At 71.5% G+C, this 15,340-nt stretch carries 12 protein-coding genes; 2 read left to right on the forward strand and 10 right to left on the reverse strand.

From position 1 onward, the window contains the following. A complete protein-coding gene (locus OHS33_RS00625; protein ID WP_330328380.1) occupies positions 1-1,236 on the reverse strand; it encodes an MFS transporter in 1,236 nt (411 codons plus the stop codon). A gap of 103 nt (positions 1,237-1,339) precedes the next feature. Here OHS33_RS00625 and OHS33_RS00630 point away from each other — a divergent pair, with 103 nt between their 5' ends. Further along, positions 1,340-1,855 carry a helix-turn-helix domain-containing protein gene (locus OHS33_RS00630; protein WP_330328381.1) on the forward strand — a complete coding sequence of 172 codons (516 nt, stop codon included), beginning with the start codon at positions 1,340-1,342 and terminating at the stop codon, positions 1,853-1,855. 38 nt (positions 1,856-1,893) lie between these two features. Here OHS33_RS00630 and OHS33_RS00635 read toward each other — a convergent pair whose 3' ends face one another. The 3 genes from OHS33_RS00635 to OHS33_RS00645 all read right to left on the reverse strand — a co-directional run bounded on the left by OHS33_RS00635 (position 1,894) and on the right by OHS33_RS00645 (position 4,267). Next, positions 1,894-3,147: an RICIN domain-containing protein gene (locus OHS33_RS00635; RefSeq protein WP_330334855.1), complete on the reverse strand. Its 1,254-nt coding sequence runs from the start codon at positions 3,145-3,147 to the stop codon at positions 1,894-1,896. Between the two features lie 224 nt (positions 3,148-3,371). Continuing rightward, positions 3,372-3,812, reverse strand: coding sequence for an acyl carrier protein (locus OHS33_RS00640; protein ID WP_330328382.1), 441 nt, complete (start codon positions 3,810-3,812; stop codon positions 3,372-3,374). Continuing rightward, entirely contained in the window at positions 3,809-4,267 is a 459-nt protein-coding gene (locus OHS33_RS00645) for an RNA polymerase sigma factor (protein ID WP_330328383.1), read from the reverse strand. Before OHS33_RS00645 ends, OHS33_RS00640 begins: the two co-directional genes overlap by 4 nt. 275 nt (positions 4,268-4,542) lie before the next feature. On the opposite strand from OHS33_RS00645, the gene OHS33_RS00650 reads away from it, so the two are divergent. Further along, positions 4,543-5,904 carry a lipase family protein gene (locus OHS33_RS00650; RefSeq protein WP_330328384.1) on the forward strand — a complete coding sequence of 454 codons (1,362 nt, stop codon included), beginning with the start codon at positions 4,543-4,545 and terminating at the stop codon, positions 5,902-5,904. A 98-nt stretch (positions 5,905-6,002) separates the two neighbouring features. Here the strand turns inward: OHS33_RS00650 and OHS33_RS00655 are convergent, their stop codons facing one another. The 6 genes from OHS33_RS00655 to OHS33_RS00685 form a co-directional block, all read right to left on the reverse strand. Further along, positions 6,003-7,910 (reverse strand): S53 family peptidase, encoded by a 1,908-nt coding sequence (locus tag OHS33_RS00655; RefSeq protein WP_330328385.1) that lies wholly within the window; start codon positions 7,908-7,910, stop codon positions 6,003-6,005. Positions 7,911-8,192: 282 nt separating this feature from the next. Further along, entirely contained in the window at positions 8,193-9,749 is a 1,557-nt protein-coding gene (locus OHS33_RS39750) for a carbohydrate binding domain-containing protein (protein WP_443065173.1), read from the reverse strand. A 279-nt stretch (positions 9,750-10,028) separates the two neighbouring features. Further along, the gene (locus OHS33_RS00670) at positions 10,029-10,457 is read right to left on the reverse strand and encodes a glutaredoxin domain-containing protein (protein WP_330328386.1); all 429 of its coding nucleotides are present in this window, start codon (positions 10,455-10,457) and stop codon (positions 10,029-10,031) included. A gap of 61 nt (positions 10,458-10,518) precedes the next feature. Further along, positions 10,519-11,799: a JmjC domain-containing protein gene (locus OHS33_RS00675; RefSeq protein ID WP_330328387.1), complete on the reverse strand. Its 1,281-nt coding sequence runs from the start codon at positions 11,797-11,799 to the stop codon at positions 10,519-10,521. Next, positions 11,796-12,992, reverse strand: a complete 1,197-nt coding sequence (locus tag OHS33_RS00680) for a hypothetical protein (protein WP_330328388.1) — start codon at positions 12,990-12,992, stop codon at positions 11,796-11,798. Before OHS33_RS00680 ends, OHS33_RS00675 begins: the two co-directional genes overlap by 4 nt. After that, positions 12,989-15,322, reverse strand: a complete 2,334-nt coding sequence (locus tag OHS33_RS00685) for a DUF4135 domain-containing protein (RefSeq protein WP_330328389.1) — start codon at positions 15,320-15,322, stop codon at positions 12,989-12,991. The genes OHS33_RS00680 and OHS33_RS00685 overlap by 4 nt, the downstream gene beginning before the upstream one ends. Positions 15,323-15,340: the final 18 nt, after the last annotated feature.

A 15,340-nucleotide genomic window follows, 5' to 3' on the forward strand; every position in this document is an offset into this window, starting at 1 on the left:
TTACGGTACGTGCTCACTGACCGCGAGGGAAGGGTCGCGCCCGGTGATCCCGCCCCGGCCGACCACGGCGAGCAGGACGGCCGCGGCCAGGCCGAACAGGCCGGCGGCGATGATCTGCACCCGGTAATCGAGGGCGGCCACCATGGCCGTGCCCAGAAGCAGCGCGAGCCCGGTGGGCGCGAACATCAAGGTGCCGGCGGTGGCCGCCACCCGGCCGAGCAGCTTGCCCGGGGTTTCCCGCTGGATGGCCGTCATCGCCGCGATGAGCGGGCAGGGCAGCCCCAGGCCGATCGCCAGACCGCCGCCGAGGACGACGGGCAGCCAGGGAGTGGCCCGTGCGAGCACGCCGAGGGCGAAGAGCGCCAACCCGGCCGCCGCGAGGGTCCGTTCGGGCATCCGGCGCATCAGCGCCCCGGCCGCCAGCCCGCTGATGACCGATCCGAGCCCCTGGAGCGGAGTGAGTACGCCCGCGAAAGCCGGGGACCGGTGCAGCCCGGAGTCGAGCATCGCGAACGTGGCCGTGCTGCTCAGGCTGGAAAGCACCATGGCCGTTCCGCCTGCGACGACCAGCGAGCGCAGCAGCGGGTGCCGCCACAGGTAGCGGGCGCCTTCGGCGCTCTCGGTGGTCCACGCCCGCTTGACACGGGCTCCAGGGGAGGCTTCCTGAACCCGGATCAGCCGGAAGGCCGCCGCGGCCAGGATGAAGCTGGCCGCGTCCAGGAGTGCCACCGCCGACCCGCCGAACGCGGTGAACAGGCCCGCGCCGGCCAGCGGTGCAAGCAGCTTCATGCTCTCGATGGCCGTGTGCACCAGGCCGTTGAAGTCGCCGCGCAGTTCGTCCGGCACGGCGGAGGCCACCAGGGCCGTCGCGGCCGCGTCGTTGAGCACCATGCCCACTCCGACCAGGGTCAGCACCGCGAACAGCAGCCAGACATCCGCCTTCGAACTCACCGCGAGTGGCACGGTCATGACGGCGGCCAGGGTCAGGTTGGTGACGACCAGGAGCGGTCGGCGGCGCACCCGGTCCGCCACGGTGCCGATCACGGGTCCCGCGAAGGTCGGCAGCCAGATGCAGAAGCCGACGAGCGCGGCGAGGCTGTCGGACCCGGTGAGCGTCTTCACCCAGATTCCGGCCGCCAGCAACATGGCCGTGTCGCCGAAACCGGAGACGATCACCCCGCCCAGATACAGACCCGCGTTGCGGTCCCGCAGGACCTTGAGCGCGTTCCAGCTCATGTCTCTCCCCCTTCGATGATCTTGCATCGCACCGGACCCTACCCCCAATTAATTGATTGGAGGTAGGGGTGCCGGGGGGCGGGTATGCGCTTTACTGGCTCACGTGACCGATACCGACCCCGTACTGCGCGCGCTCGCCCACCCCCTGCGGCTCCGGATGCTCAGCCTCATGTGGCCGGGGCCCATGTCGGCCGCGGAGCTCGCTCGCGAGCTGGACATCTCGCACGCGCTGTCCAGCCAGCATCTACGGCGCCTGGACGCGGTCGGCCTGGTCGAACTGGCGGAGGAACGCATGCGCCGCGGCGGCAGGGAGCGCCGCTACCGGACGGTCCACGGCACGCCGCTGTCCGACCAGCACGAGGGAAGCGCGCTGCTGGCCGAGACCATGGCGCACGCCCTGCGGGAACGCGCCGGTCGCCGGATCGAGGCGAGCGAGGGCGTGACCGTCGACGCCGAACTGTGGGTGGACCCCCAGACCTGGGAGAGCGTCCGACAGCGACTCTCGGCGCTCGCCGTCGAGCTCCACGACGCCGCCCGGCCCCCGCACGCGCCGGGCACGGTCCCCGTGGGCGTCAGCGTGATGGCCTTCCCCCTGCGGGATGCGCCGCGTCCGGAGTGAGGCCCGGTCAGGTTCGGTCCGGTCAGGTTCGGTCCCGGTCAGGCCGCCGGGACGGTCCACTTCTGCTGCGCGGCCCCGGTACAGGTCCACAGTTGCAGCCGCGTCCCGTTGGCGGAATTGCCGCCCGTGACATCGAGGCACTTGTTCGCCTGCGGGTTCACGATGTCACGGGCCCCGGACACCGCCCAGCGCTGGGCGCCCGTCCCGTTGCAGTCGTAGAGCTGGATGGGGGTCCCGTCGGCGGTGCCGCCGCTCGCGACGTCGAGACACTTGCCGAGCGCCCGTACGGTCCCGTCGGAACCGAGGGTCCAGCGCTGGGCGCCGGTGCCGTTGCAGTCGTAGAGCTGGACGGGTGTGCCGTTGGCCGGGTTCGCGCCGGCCACGTCCACGCACTTGCCGGCGAGTCCGCTGATCTGGCCGGTCTGGCCGCCGGAACCGCCGTCGTACGAGGAGACGCGGACGTGGTCGACCACCAGTTGCTGAGGGAAGGCCGTGCTGCCGTCGGGGTCGCCCGGCCAGTAGCCGCCGACCGCGAGGTTGAGGATCAGGAAGAACGGCTTGTTGAAGGCCCAGCTGCGGCCGCCCAGGTCGGCGGGGGTGCGCCGCTGGTAGACGACACCGTCGACGGACCAGGCGACGGAATCGGGGGCCCAGTCGACCGCGAAGGTGTGGAAGGCGTCGGCGAAGGCCTGGCCGCCGGGGAGCGAGTACGCCGCCCCGATGCCGCCGGAGCCGGAGTAGCCGGGCCCGTGGAGGGTGCCGTGCACGGTCGACGGCTCGAAGCCGACGTTCTCCATCACGTCGATCTCACCGGAGTTCGGCCAGCCGACCTGGCCGATGTCGTTGCCGAGCATCCAGAAGGCCGGCCACATGCCCTGGCCCCGCGGCACCTTGGCCCTCGCCTCGACGTGCCCGTACGCCTGGGTGAAACGGCCCGCGGTGTTCAGGCGCGCCGAGGTGTACTGGCAGCGGCCGTACCAGCAGGCGTAGTCGGCCGGGTTCTCGCGGCGGGCGGTGATGACCAGGTGGCCCTGTCCGTCGAGGGCGGCGTTGCGGTTGCCCGCCGTGTAGTACTGCCGCTCGTGGTTGTTGACGTTGTCGCCGGTCTCGACCTGCCATTTACCCGGGTCGACGGCGGCTCCGGCGGGCCCGTCGAAGTCGTCCGAGAAGGTCACGGCCGCGGCGGACAGCGGCGCCGGATCCGGGGCACCGGTGGCCGGGGCGGCCAGACCGCTCCAGCAGACGAGGGCGAGGGCGCATAAGAGGGCGCGCCGGTGCCAGGTGGGGTGCATGGTCATCACTTCGCTTCCGTGTGGGGGGACATACGGAGACAGAGAGGAGAGCGGAGAGCGGGTGAGCGGAAGTCATGCCCATGACAGTCCATAGGGCGCGCCGCCGCCAGGGAGTGAACGCGGAATCGAGCCGTCCGGACCCCTTTGTTCACTACTTGATTCAAGGTGCAGGGTACGGCCGCGTCAAGATGCACGCACAGAGCGCGCCCATCCGGAAGGGCACTTCACTCAGCAGACGTCCCCCCTGCGCCCCGGCCGGAGACGTTGTCGGCCGGGATCTTCGGCACCTCGCCGGAGGCCCCCGCGGGCAGCACGGTGGCGAGGTAGGCGCTCAGGCTCTTCAGCGTGGGGTGTTTCCACAGCAGGGCAGGACCGCCGTCCAGCCCGAACCTCTCGCGCAAGTCAGCGTGGAAGCGGAGAGCGAGGAGCGAGTCCATGCCGCACTCGACGAGCCGGGCCTCCGGGTCGATGCTCTCCACCGGGGCCCCCAGGAGGAACGCGACCCGGTCCAGCAGCCAGCGCAGGTGCCCGGCGGCTTCGACGGAGCCCGGCTGAGCGGCGATGCGGTCCTGCAGGCGGGCCAGCCTCTCCGCGGTGTCGACAGGATCGGTCCACAGCTCGTTCACCGTTTCCACGGTGCTTCGCAGCGCGTCGTCGATGTTCATCGGACACCTCCGTCCGTGTCGGCCAGAAGCGTGTGCAACGTGGCCCGGGCATGGTGCAGGTGGGTCTTCACGCTGCCGGTGGAAATTCCCATGACCTGCGCGATCTCGCCGAGTGGGTAATCGAATTGGAGCCGCAGGGCCATGGCCGTCGCCTGCTGTCGGGGGAGCTTCCGGACGGCGTCCAGGATGGCCAGCCGGTCCATTCTCTGAGCCAGCGCGTCTCGGTCGGCCTGCGTGTCCGGCAGCTCATGGGGATCGGTGCTCAGCCCCTGGCGCCTGCGCGCCTCGCACGCCCGGGTCGCCCGACGCTCCCGTTCAAGGCCGGCCCTGGACCGCCCCCGGGCCAGTTCGTGCAGCACGTCCCACAGGCCCGATCCCCCGGCACGCGACCGGAGTGCCACGCCAACCAGCCCGATCAGGGCGGGGATCACGACCATCCACACCTCGGCGCTCACCAGTTGACTCCGTCCGTCCCGGGTCGTACCGCGATCCTCGCCGCGGCCTCACCCACTACAGGCGCCGGGTGGACGGAAAGGTTGAACGCGCTTCGGAATCTCCCCGAAGACCTCGGGCGCTCAGGCCCGTCACACCTCCCCAGCAGGGGAGGGAAAGCCGTGCCGCGAGTCTGTTCAAGCCACTTACCTACTGGTAACTTCCAACGCTATTACCACCAGTAACACGCACGTGTCCCGCGATCCACTAAACGAAACGAAACGAATACGAGGCAACCATGCACCGCATCGCCATGGGGAAGCTGGCAACGGCAGTTGCCACCGCTCTCGCCGTCACCACTGTTTCAGCGGCCACGGCTGTGGCTGCCCCTTCCGCCCCCTCCACCACCTCCGCCTCGCCGTCAGCCGGTGCGGACGCTTCGTTCTACACCTACGACGGCAGCACGCCGCTGGCCTCGTACGCACCGGGCGCCGTGCTCAAGACCCGCACGCTCCAATACCACGTGCTCGGCATACCGACCCCGGTGCAGGCGGTGCAGTTGCTGTTCCGCACCGTCGATGCCCAGGGCCGCCCGTCCGCCGGGGTGACCTCGATCGTACGCAGTCCCAACGGGGACCACGGCAAGGCCGTGTCGTACCAGTCGTTCTACGATTCCCTCAATCCCGCGGACTCGCCGTCCCGGGCGATCGCGGGCGACGTCTCCCTCGGTGGCCTGATCGCGAACGGCGAGTCGCTCCTCCTGGCGCCGCTCCTGCTGTCGGGCTACAACGTCATCATCCCGGACAGCGAAGGGCAGAACGCCGACTTCGCGGCCGGGCCGGAATACGGAACGAACACGCTGGACTCGATCCGGGCCGCGAGCCAGTCCCCCGCGACCGGTCTGAACGCCGACACCCGGATCGGCCTGGCCGGTTACTCCGGCGGAGCCATCGCCACCCACTGGGCGGCCGTGCTCGCGCCGAGCTACGCGCCGGACGTCGACAAGAGACTCGTGGGCTATGCCGAGGGCGGGCTGCTCGTGGACCCCGCGCACAACCTCAAGTACGTGAGCGGCAGTTCCGTCTGGGCCGGGGTGGCGCCCATGGCCGTCCTCGGAGCCGCGCGTTCCTACGACATCGACTTCACGCCCTACCTGAACGGCTACGGCCAGCAGGTGTTCAAGAAGCTCGAACACGGGTCGATCGTCAATGCCCTGGGCCAGTACCCGGGACTGACCTGGAAGCAGATGGTGAAGCCGGAGTACGCGAACCCCAATTCGGTGCCCGCCTTCGTCGAGGCCGTGAACAAGCTCAACCTCGGCTCGGCCGCCACCCCCAACGCCCCCGGGTTCATCGTGCAGGGCAACGGAGGTGTCTTCGAGGGCACCTTCAGCAACCTCCCGGGCATCGGCCGGGGTGACGGGGTCATGGTCGCGGGGGATGTGCGCGCGCTGGTCCGGCAGTACTGCGACAAGGGCAACACCGCGGTCAAATACCAGCAGTACGAACTGCTCAGCCACGTCGGCGCCGCCGTTCCGTGGGCGCCCGCCGCTCTGGGCTGGCTGGGCGACAGGTTCGCGGGCAAGACGCCCCCGTCCGACTGCGGCCGGATCCCCGCGGGCAACTCGCTGGCGCCGGAGGTCCCGACCACACGGCCGTGATGCCCGGAGGGCACACCACCTCCGCATCCGCACCGCGCGGGACGTCTGCCGCCCGGGCCTGGGGCCCGGGCGGCAGACGTCGGCGAGTCCTACGAGAATTACCTGCGGTACGAGGAGACGTAGCCCGAGGCCGGCGAACCGACGCCCGTCACCACGTCGTAGCCGCGGACGGCGGCCAGCGAACTGTCCTTGCCGAGGCTGCGGGCCGAGGTCAGCACCCCGCCCGAGGCATCGACGCGGTTCACGAAGTCGAGGCGGGCGACGGCCAGGTCACGGTCCTTGCCCAGCGGGTGGTCCGTGACGTCGTGGTAGAGCGGGGTTCCGAACCGGGAGTAGATCGCGGGGTTCGCGAAGCCGATCGGGAAGTGGCGGGCCTGCTGCGCCAGCGCCTGCACGCCGGCGATGACCGGGGCCGCGAGCGAGGTACCGCCGATGCGGTATTCGTCGTACGAGACCGATCCGTCGGGCCAGGTCTGCGTCTGCCCGACGAGGAAGCCCGTGTTGGGGTCCGCGATGGCCGCGATGTCCGGCACGGTGCGCATCCGCGCGGCGCCGTTCGCCTTGGCGAGTGCGTCCGGCACGACACCCCGCTGGTAGAAGGGCTGGGCGACGGTCCCGCTCGTGCCACCGCCCGCGCCGCTCGTGTAAGCGCCCGGGAAGCCCGTCCAGCTGGCGCCGTCGGCGCTCAGCGGGGCCTTGAAGGTGCCCCAACCCGTCTCGAACTGGTAGGTGTTGCCCTTGCCGACGGCCAGGGAGGTGCCGCCCACGGCGGTCACCCATGCCGAGTTGGCCGGGGTGTCGACCTGCTTCTTGCCCGTGTTGGCGACCTCGTCCCCGTTGTCGCCCGAGGAGAAGTAGAAGCCGATGCCCTCGATGGCTCCGAGTTTGAACGTCTGGTCGTAGGCCGCCGCGATGTCCGGGGTCTCGTTGGCCTCGATGTCGCCCCAGGAGTTGGAGACGATGTCGGCCAGCCGGCTGTCCACGACCTTGTTCAGGGCGTCCAGCAGGTCGGGGTCGTTGCACGAGGCACCGGCGACGTACACGATGTCCGCGTCCGGTGCGACGGCGTGGACGGCCTCGACGTCGAGGGTCTCTTCGCCGTACCAGCCGGACGCGTCGCACGCCTCGGTCGCCGTGTAGTCGCCGGGCACGACCTGGCGGAGCTGATTCGCCTTGTAGGGCTTGTCACCGTTGCGCTGGGCGTAGTTCTGCGCGTCCTGGGCGATGGTCGGCGAAGCGTACGCGTCCGTGATGGCCACGGTCACGCCCTGGCCGGTGTACCCGCCCGCGCCGTAGGCCGCCCGCAGCTGCTGGCCCGTGTAGCCCCTGACCGCGTAGGGAATCTTCGTGCCGTTGGCGTCGGGCAGCGTCGTCGCGACGTTCGACCCGAAGTAGGTGGAGAAGGGGCCCGCGTTACGGAAGCCGGCGCCCGGGCCGGGCAGGGTGTCCTGGTGCGTGGACGTGTGCGGCGCGTTGTCCAGGCCGGTCACGGTGAGCACCGCGCCCGCCAGGTCCCCGGGGGCGGAGGCCGTCTTCGAGGGGGCCCGGTAGACCTTGTCGCCCTTGCGGTAGTCGTGCAGCTGGGTGGCGAAAGCCTTCTCCGCCGCCGCCACGTCTCCGGAGACGGATATGTAGTGCTGGTTCGAGCCGGTGACGGAGAGGCCGGCCTGCTGGAGCCAGTGGGTGACGGCCCCGATCTGGTCGGCGGTCGCCCCGAAGCGCTGCTGCGCCTCGGCGGGGCTCAGGTACTTCCCGTAGGTGGCGGAGTGCGGGTCCGAGACGGCCGCGGCGTACGCGCTGAGGCCCTTCGCGTCCCGACCGGCCAGGTACACCCGGGCGTTCACCTTGGTGGAGGGAGCGGATCCGCCCTGGTCGGCGGAGGCGGTGGCCCAGGAGGGCTGGGTTCCTTCCAGGGCCGCCCTCCCTCCGGGGACCGGCCCGGCTGCCTGCGCGGACGGTATCGCGAGGGCGAACGCGCCGGTGAGCAGCGGGAGTGTCGCTGCCATGGCGCCCAGGGTGCGGCGCCGCGTGCGGGTGCTTCTCAATGTGATCCCCTGCGGTGAGGTGGAGTTGTCGCGAGCTGTACACGGAGGGGCACGATGTGCACCGTGTACCGCGCAACTCTTGCCAGGAACGGTTCATGCCGGGGACACGGGGTGATCAAGAAAGGTCAAAGACCTTCCAAACAAACGGATTTGATGTTCCGTCAGATAGAGACGGTGATCCCGGCCGGTCCTTCGACCGGCCGGGATCCCGGGGCGACTCCCGGGGCAGCTCAGGAACTGTGCTCAGCGGCCCTGGAGGGACCTGACGTTGTCACCGAAGGTCCAGCCCTTCGAGCCGTCCCAGTTGACCGACCAGGTCATGAGCCCCTTCAGCGAACCGCCGAAGGCGTTCCACGACTGGCTGACCAGGCTCGGCGCCATGTAGCCGCCGCCCGCGCCCGGCTGGGCGGGCAGCCCGGGCACCTGCTTGTCGTAGGGGACCTTGATGGTGGTGCCCTGGATGGTCAGGCCGTTGTTCAGGCAGGTGGTCTGCGCGGTGAATCCCTGGACCGTACCGGCCTGGTAGGAGTCACCGGAGCAGCCGTACATGCTGCCGTTGTAGTACTGCATGTTCAGCCACCACAGCCGCCCGTTGTCGGCGTACTTCTTGATGATCGGCAGGTAGGACCCCCAGATGGACCCGTAGGTCACGCTTCCGCCGGTGACGTACGCGGTCTCGGGGGCCATCGTCAGGCCGAAGCCCGCGGGCATCTGGGCCAGTACGCCGTCGATGATGCGCATCAGGTTGGCCTGGGAAGCGGACAGGGTGTTGATGTTGCCGCTTCCGGACAGGCCGGTCTCGATGTCGATGTCGATCCCGTCGAAGTTGTACTTCTTCAGGATCGGGACGACGGTCGCGACGAACCGGTCGGCGACCGTACTGGAACTCAGGTCGATGCCCGCGGCGGCGCCGCCGATCGACATCAGGATCGTCGCCCCGGCCGCCTTGGCCTGGCACATCTCGGCGGGGGTCGAGACCTTGACGTTGGCGTCCATGCCGTCCTGCCACTGGACGGTGCCGTCCGAGAGGATCACCGGGAAGGCCGCGTTGATGACGTTGTATCCGTGGGCGGCGATCCGGCTGTCCGTGATGGGCACCCAGCCCATGCCGGGGTGGACGCCGTTGGAGGCGCCGTCCCAGTTCTCCCAGTACCCCTGCAGCACCTTGCCCGACGGCTTGGGCTTCGTGGGACAGCTGCCGCCGGGCGGGGTGGTGGTCGGGGGCGCGGTGGTGGGCGGTGCGGTGGTGGGGGGTGCCGTCGTCGGGGGCGCGGTGGTAGGCGGCGCGGTGGTCGGCGGGGTCGCGGTCGGCGTGGGGTTGCCGCCGCCGGGGCCGGTGAGCGAGACGTCGTCCGCGTAGTACGCGGGCTGCCCGTACCAGCCGTGCAGGTAGACGGTCACCGAGGTGGTGCTCGGCCCGGTGGTGAAGGCGACGCTGAGTTGGCCGTACGACGGGCTGCTCGGCGTCCAGGTCGACGGGGTTCCGGTGATGCCGGTGCCGGTGGCGCCCAGGTAGACGTAGCTTCCCTGGACGTAAGCGCTCAGCGTGTACTGCGAGTTGGGCTGCACGCTGATGGTCTGGGTGCACTGCGCGTTGTCCTGGCCGGTCGGCGTGGCCTTGAGCGCCGCGGCGCCGGAGTGGACCGGACTGCCGACGGCCGCGCCGGAGCCGCCGGAGCAGGACCAGTCGGACAGTCCGTTCTCGAATCCGGAGTTGGCCACCAGGTTGGTGGTGACCGCCCCGGCCGTGACGGTCCCGGCCACGGCCATGCCCGCACCGATGACGGCGACCGCGCTCATCCCGGCGAGGGAACGCCGTAGGACGGTTGGTCCGCGCTGGGCGCGGTCGGTCGTGCGTGATCTCCGACGGAACATGGTGCGCTCCCTTCCGGCCTGGCGTCATGGACATGACCGACGCATGGGGGCGCGACGCCGGGCTGGGGTTGAGGGGGGACATGTGGGGCTGTGCCGAACCGGATCGTAGGAGGGTCACCACGGCTGGTCAATAGGTCTGGACCAATAGCAGCGAAGTATGTCTCACCGGCTCGCCCGCACAGACCTCAACGGCCGCAGGCGCCCTCAGGCCAGCTGTTCACGCACCCATGCGGGATCGGGGTTGGTGTGTGGCCGGCCCGCCACGACGACGGTCGGCACGGTCTCGTTGCCGTTGTTGGCCGCCCTCACCGCTGCGGCTGCTGCCGGGTCTCGCCAGATGTTGACCCAGTACAGCCGGCGGGCGTTGCGGCCCAGCCGGATACGCATTCGTATGCAGTACTTGCAGCCCGGCCGCCAGAAGACGACCGGTCGGCCATCGGCCGCGCTGCGGCGCTGAGCCTCCAGCGCACCCATCGATCTCGGGAAAACCAGAGGCGAGTTCACGCCTGCGAGCAGCACGAACACCGGCAGGAATGCTGCCGCTTCGCCGGGGCTCCCGCTGAAGAGCAGTCCGGTCGAAACGAGTGAGCCGCAGAGCACAAGCAGTATCGGCAAGATCCAAGTGCGCGTCATGACGACACAGACTATCGATGGGTCGAAACGCTCCTCGAACGACGAGTTGCACACCTTCCGCCTATGTACGGGTCAGGGCGCGGAAGGATTCCAGGGACTCCAGCAGGCGGCGGGCCTCTTCGTGGGCGGTGGGGGGCAGGGCGGCCAGCAGCTCGCGGACCGGGACCGGCTCCCGGTCGGCGAGCCGGCGCAGCAGCGGTTCCAGCTGGTGCCGTGTCAGGACGGTGCGCGCCACGTGCCCGTTGGCGGCGCACAGCAGCGCCCCGTCGGCCCGCTCGTGCAGGATCCGGGCGCGGGCTCGTACCGCCGTGCCGTCGTCCAGGGGCTGCGGCACCTCGGGCGGGGGTACGGGGCACAGGCCGGAGGCGCTCCAGTTGCGGAGCGAGACCGAGGCGACCCGGTCCCGCATCCGGTCGGGGTCGCGGTACTCCTGGAAGACGCGCAGGGTCTGCTCCAGCGCTTCGGGCAGTGCGCCGTCCGCGGGCGGTTCGGGCACCGACAGCGGGGCTGTGGCGGCGGGCAGCCGCACCAGGCCGGCGTCCGGGTCGACCATCGCGTCCGGGGCCTTGCCCAGCAGCAGGTCGTCCACGTCGTAGACCGCGCGGTGCGCCTCGCGCGGCACGCCGACGTTGACGCTGGTCGCGGCCCCGCCGTCGACGCTCTCGCCGACGTGGTAGTAGTCCGCGGGCCAGTACAGCAGGTCGCCGGGCTCGGGCTCGGCGGTGAACGAGGAGGCCAGGTAGGGCTGGTAGTCGAGCACGGTGGTCACCGGCTCGGTCCAGGGGCGCTCCCGCCAGAACCGCATCCGCTTGCGGCCTTCGAGGGCGAACAGGAAGGTCGCGAAGCGGTCCTTGTGGACGCCGACCGGGGTGTGCTCGTAGTTGCCGTGGAAGAGCGTCGTGATCGCCCCCGACAGCGGCAGCCCGGCACGCTCCCACAGCGGTTCGAAGAACGCCCGCTCGCGCTCCCACTGTCCGGCGTGGAAGGCGTGGAAGGCGTGCACGACCAGCGCGTACCGGGTCTCCTTCGAGAAGGCCGCCAGCTCGGTGTCCAGCCGCCGCCGGTAGCCGTCGAACGTGCCGTCACCCGTGCGCGGGAACCAGTCCGCGGGCTCGGTCTGCTGGAAGCGTCCGACGGCGAACTGCGCGTTCGGCGGCATCAGGTACGAGCTGGGCGGCCGGGTGGCGAGCGTGGTGGCGGCGAAGACCTCGCGCAGCTCGAAGGGTGCCGAGCGGACGGCCTTGATCAGCACCGGGCGCCGGTCCCAGTAGTGTGCGGTGAACTCGTCCCAGTCGAGGGGGCCTTGGACGACGGCCAGGTCACCCACGTGTGCTGTTGTCATCCGTCCGTCCTCTCGGCGTCGGCCAGTTCGATCCCGCGCAGCCGGTAGAGCTTGCGCAGCAGCGCGGTCACGACGCTGTTGTCCTCGTCCGTGCCCACCGCCCGGCACAGCTCACCGACCGTCAGTTCGCTGCCGGGCCGCAGTTGTTGGGCGATCCGTTCCCCCGCCGCCCCGCCGATCGGGAAGGCGTGCCCGTTGACGGCCCAGATCCGGCGGCCGGGCCCGTCCGGCAGCCGGACGATCTCGCGCACCACGCGCAGCCGCTGCCCGGGGGTGAGCGGGACGTCGGCGCGCGGCTCGGGTGCGGGTTCCAGCCCGGCAGAGGAGCACCAGGCCGCCCACCGGGTGCGCAGCGCGGCGGGCAGCTCCGCGCCCCCGGCTGCCGCGCGGGCCGCCTCGCCGACGGCGATCATGGGGGCGGGCGGGGCGGCCGGTCCGCCGGTGGGTGGGGGGTAGGGCAGGCAGGGCACCGTGCCGTCGTACTCCAGGCGGTCCCGTACCTCCTCGGCCAGCAGGTTCTTGACCGCGCCGGTCGCCAGGCGCTGCGCACGGGGGACGGAGATACGCAGCGTCACGCAGCCGTCGAGGTGGTGTTCGCGCCAGCGGGAGCCCTCCGGCCAGTACAGCAGTTCGCCGGAGCCGGCCCGCAGTACGCGCGGCTCGCCGTCCGCCCCGTACAGTTCGGCCTCCAGTACGCCGTCGAGCACCCAGGTCAGCACCGCGTGCTCGGAGTCGATGGCCAGGCCCCGGACCCGGGTGAAGTCGTCCCCCTCGGTCAGCTCGGCCTCGACCGGCAGGCACGGCCAGCCCACCTGGCGCCACAGCTCGGTGAGGCGGTCGCGAACGGCGGACCACAACGGATAGTCGGTGTGCAGCGGCTGACGGACGCTCAGCAGGAATCCCGTGTCCGGCCCGCTGCCGGTCGGCTCGCTGCGCATCCGGTCCCGGTAGGCGGCCGGGCCCGGGTCGGCGGCGTCGGGCAGCAGCCGTCCCGGCGCGCCGAGCCAGCCGAGCGGGGTGTGGAAGCGGACCTGCGGGAAGGTCCGGAACACCGTTCCGGCGCGGAAGGACGCGCAGGCGGCGACGATGGTGCGGTGGACGTGCGCCGGGTCCGCCGGGGCCGCGGCCGGGAGTACGGCGGGCTCCTTGCCCCAGGCGCGGGCGAGGAGTTCGGTCCAGTCGGTCGCGATCACGCCTGTACCCCTTCAGTGTCGGGTGCCGGGTACTTCTCAGCCAGCAGGGCCGCGTAGTCGGCGAGCGGATCGAGGCCGACGGCCGCGCGGCGCTCGTCCACCCGCTCCTCGTCCTCGATCGGGCAAGGCCGCAGCGCGCCGCCCGCGACCCGCTCGAACTTCGTGCCGTACAACTGCGGGCGGCCCTCGGCCCGGCGCAGCGCGTCGGTGAGGTGGGCGACATCGCGCCGGAGCATGTCGCCGTCCTCGGCCGCGGTCTCGATCAGGGCCAGGCACTCGCGCTGGAACGCGAGGTCACCGGTGTGGTGCTGGAGCAGCGCGCTCGCCACCGTGGCGGCCTCCTCACCGACCAGGCTCCGGCCGGGCCAGCCGTGCTCGGCGACCACGCCCCGCAGCCAGGAGATCCCGGCGCCGGTCAGCCGGTCGAGCCGCGCTTCCAGCTCGGTGTCGGTGAAGCCCCCGGCGGCCCAGGGAGCGCGCAGCGACGCGTCGATCCGGCCCAGGCGCAGCAGACGTTCGCGGATCTCGGCGGCCGTCCGCGCCGGCCCTGCCTCGTCGGTCAGGGAGTCGATGCGCAGCCGCAGCTTCGCCTCGTCCCACACATAGGTGATGCGGCGGGCCGCCTCCGGCCAGTCGAAGGACACCTCGCCCTCGCGCGGGCCGCGCAGCCTGAGCCGTACCCCGTGCTCGGGGTCGTGCAGCTCGCTCCGCTCCGGGTCCAGATCGCCGTGTACGTGCTCGACCGCGTCGCGCAGCGCGATGCCGAGCCCGGCGAGGTCCAGCTTCCCGCCCTCGCGGACGGCGGCGACCGGTGGCCAGGGCCGGTCCTCGCCCCATCCGGGGGCGTCGGTCGGGTACGTCCGCAGCTCGCGGCCGGGCGGCATCCGCATCGCCAGCAGCGGACCGCCGTCGGCCGCGCGGAAGAAGTACGGGACGTCGCCGCGGGCGAGCTGCTCCAACTCGCCGTCCGTGAACGGGATGTCGCTGCCGTGCGGGTATTCGGCGGTCGGGCGGGCGATCAACCGCACCACGTGCCCGGCGGCCCGCTCCCCGATGAACTCCGCGATCCGGGCGCGGCCCCGGCACATCAGCGTCCAGGCGTCGAACATGCCGCGCAGCAGCGCCGTCAGGTAGGGGCCGTATCCGGCGCGGCCCCCGGTGTCCCCGACCACCGTGCGGGTCTCGGTCCGGGTCAGGGACAGGGTCCGCCGTTCCAGTCGCAGCGAGCCGTCCGGCTGGGGGCGCCAGCAGGTCGCGGGGCCGTCCAGCTCACACCAGCGGGCGACGTTCTCCAGGCCGGTGTGGTGCTGCGCGGAGACCGCGGGGTCGTACAGCAGCCCGGTCTCGAACAGCCGGTCCAGACCGGCGAAGTACGCCTCCAGGTCGACCGGGAACAGCAGCGGCTCGCCGTCCCCCGGGCGCTGGCCGATCAGCACGTTGCCGCCGATCAGGTCGGCGATCCCGAACGCGAACGCGGCGGCGGCCAGCGATCCGGCGCGGTGCCAGTAGCGGGCCGCGGCCCCGGGGTCGAGGACGGCGCCGCGCAGGCTCAGCTCTCCGTCGGTACGCAGGACGCCCCAGGCGTCCGGCGGCTCGATCCACTCCTGCCAGGAGTAGCAGGCCCGGTCCGGGCCACTGCCCGTCCAGCACCTCATGATCGGCAGCCGGATCGGACCGGACGCCGGGGGCAGCCCGTTGAGCAGGGTGAACACCGAGTCCTCGGGGGCCAGGAAGAGGATCTCGCCGGTCGCCGGGCGCGGCTTGTAGGCGAGCCGGGCGCCGTCGGCGAACTCGACGCGCAGCACCCGCTGTCCGCCGTTGTGCGTCTCCTCGCCGTTCGCCCACAGGCCGGTGACCCGGCGGTCGGAGGGCTGGTCGCGGGCCAGCCGCTCCAGGAAGAGGGTGAGGAACTCCAGGTACTGCTGGGCCCGTTGGGCGACGAAGGCGGCGGCGCGCTCGGGCGGTTCGTCCACACAGGCTTCCAGGGCCTCGGTGAGCAGCGGCCCGAACAGATCCGCGTTCTCCGGTCGTAGCACCTGCGGATCGAACCGCCGGGTGTCCGTGTCGGCCCGCGCGGACCAGGCGTCGATCCGCCGCAGCACCTCGTGCAGCGGGGCGAAGCGGGCGTCGGCCAGTGCGTGCGCCAGAGCCCGCGCGTCGGACGGGCCGCCCAATGGGCGTTCGATGACGAGCGTGCCGTCCGGCCCGGGGCGGACCACGGGCGGGAACGCCCCGCCCGCCCTGCCGTCGGCCAAGGCCGCCATCAACCTCCGCGTGGTGGGCGGAAGTTCGGGTGCGCCGATGGCGCCGCCGGGATCGCGCAGTTCCATTCAGTCCCCAGCCAGGCG

Origin of the sequence: Streptomyces sp. NBC_00536, assembly GCF_036346295.1 — a bacterium.
GTDB lineage: Bacteria > Actinomycetota > Actinomycetes > Streptomycetales > Streptomycetaceae > Streptomyces.

What these genes read in the sequence shown, in the direction of transcription:
- OHS33_RS00635 (WP_330334855.1), bottom strand. Translation starts at nt 3,147, where the DNA reads ATGCACCCCACCTGGCACCGGCGCGCCCTCTTATGCGCCCTCGCCCTC.
- OHS33_RS00675 (WP_330328387.1), bottom strand. Translation starts at nt 11,799, where the DNA reads ATGACAACAGCACACGTGGGTGACCTGGCCGTCGTCCAAGGCCCCCTC.
- OHS33_RS00650 (WP_330328384.1), top strand. Translation starts at nt 4,543, where the DNA reads ATGCACCGCATCGCCATGGGGAAGCTGGCAACGGCAGTTGCCACCGCT.
- OHS33_RS00670 (WP_330328386.1), bottom strand. Translation starts at nt 10,457, where the DNA reads ATGACGCGCACTTGGATCTTGCCGATACTGCTTGTGCTCTGCGGCTCA.
- OHS33_RS00685 (WP_330328389.1), bottom strand. Translation starts at nt 15,322, where the DNA reads ATGGAACTGCGCGATCCCGGCGGCGCCATCGGCGCACCCGAACTTCCG.
- OHS33_RS00625 (WP_330328380.1), bottom strand. Translation starts at nt 1,236, where the DNA reads ATGAGCTGGAACGCGCTCAAGGTCCTGCGGGACCGCAACGCGGGTCTG.
- OHS33_RS00655 (WP_330328385.1), bottom strand. Translation starts at nt 7,910, where the DNA reads ATGGCAGCGACACTCCCGCTGCTCACCGGCGCGTTCGCCCTCGCGATA.
- OHS33_RS00640 (WP_330328382.1), bottom strand. Translation starts at nt 3,812, where the DNA reads ATGAACATCGACGACGCGCTGCGAAGCACCGTGGAAACGGTGAACGAG.
- OHS33_RS39750 (WP_443065173.1), bottom strand. Translation starts at nt 9,749, where the DNA reads ATGAGCGCGGTCGCCGTCATCGGTGCGGGCATGGCCGTGGCCGGGACC.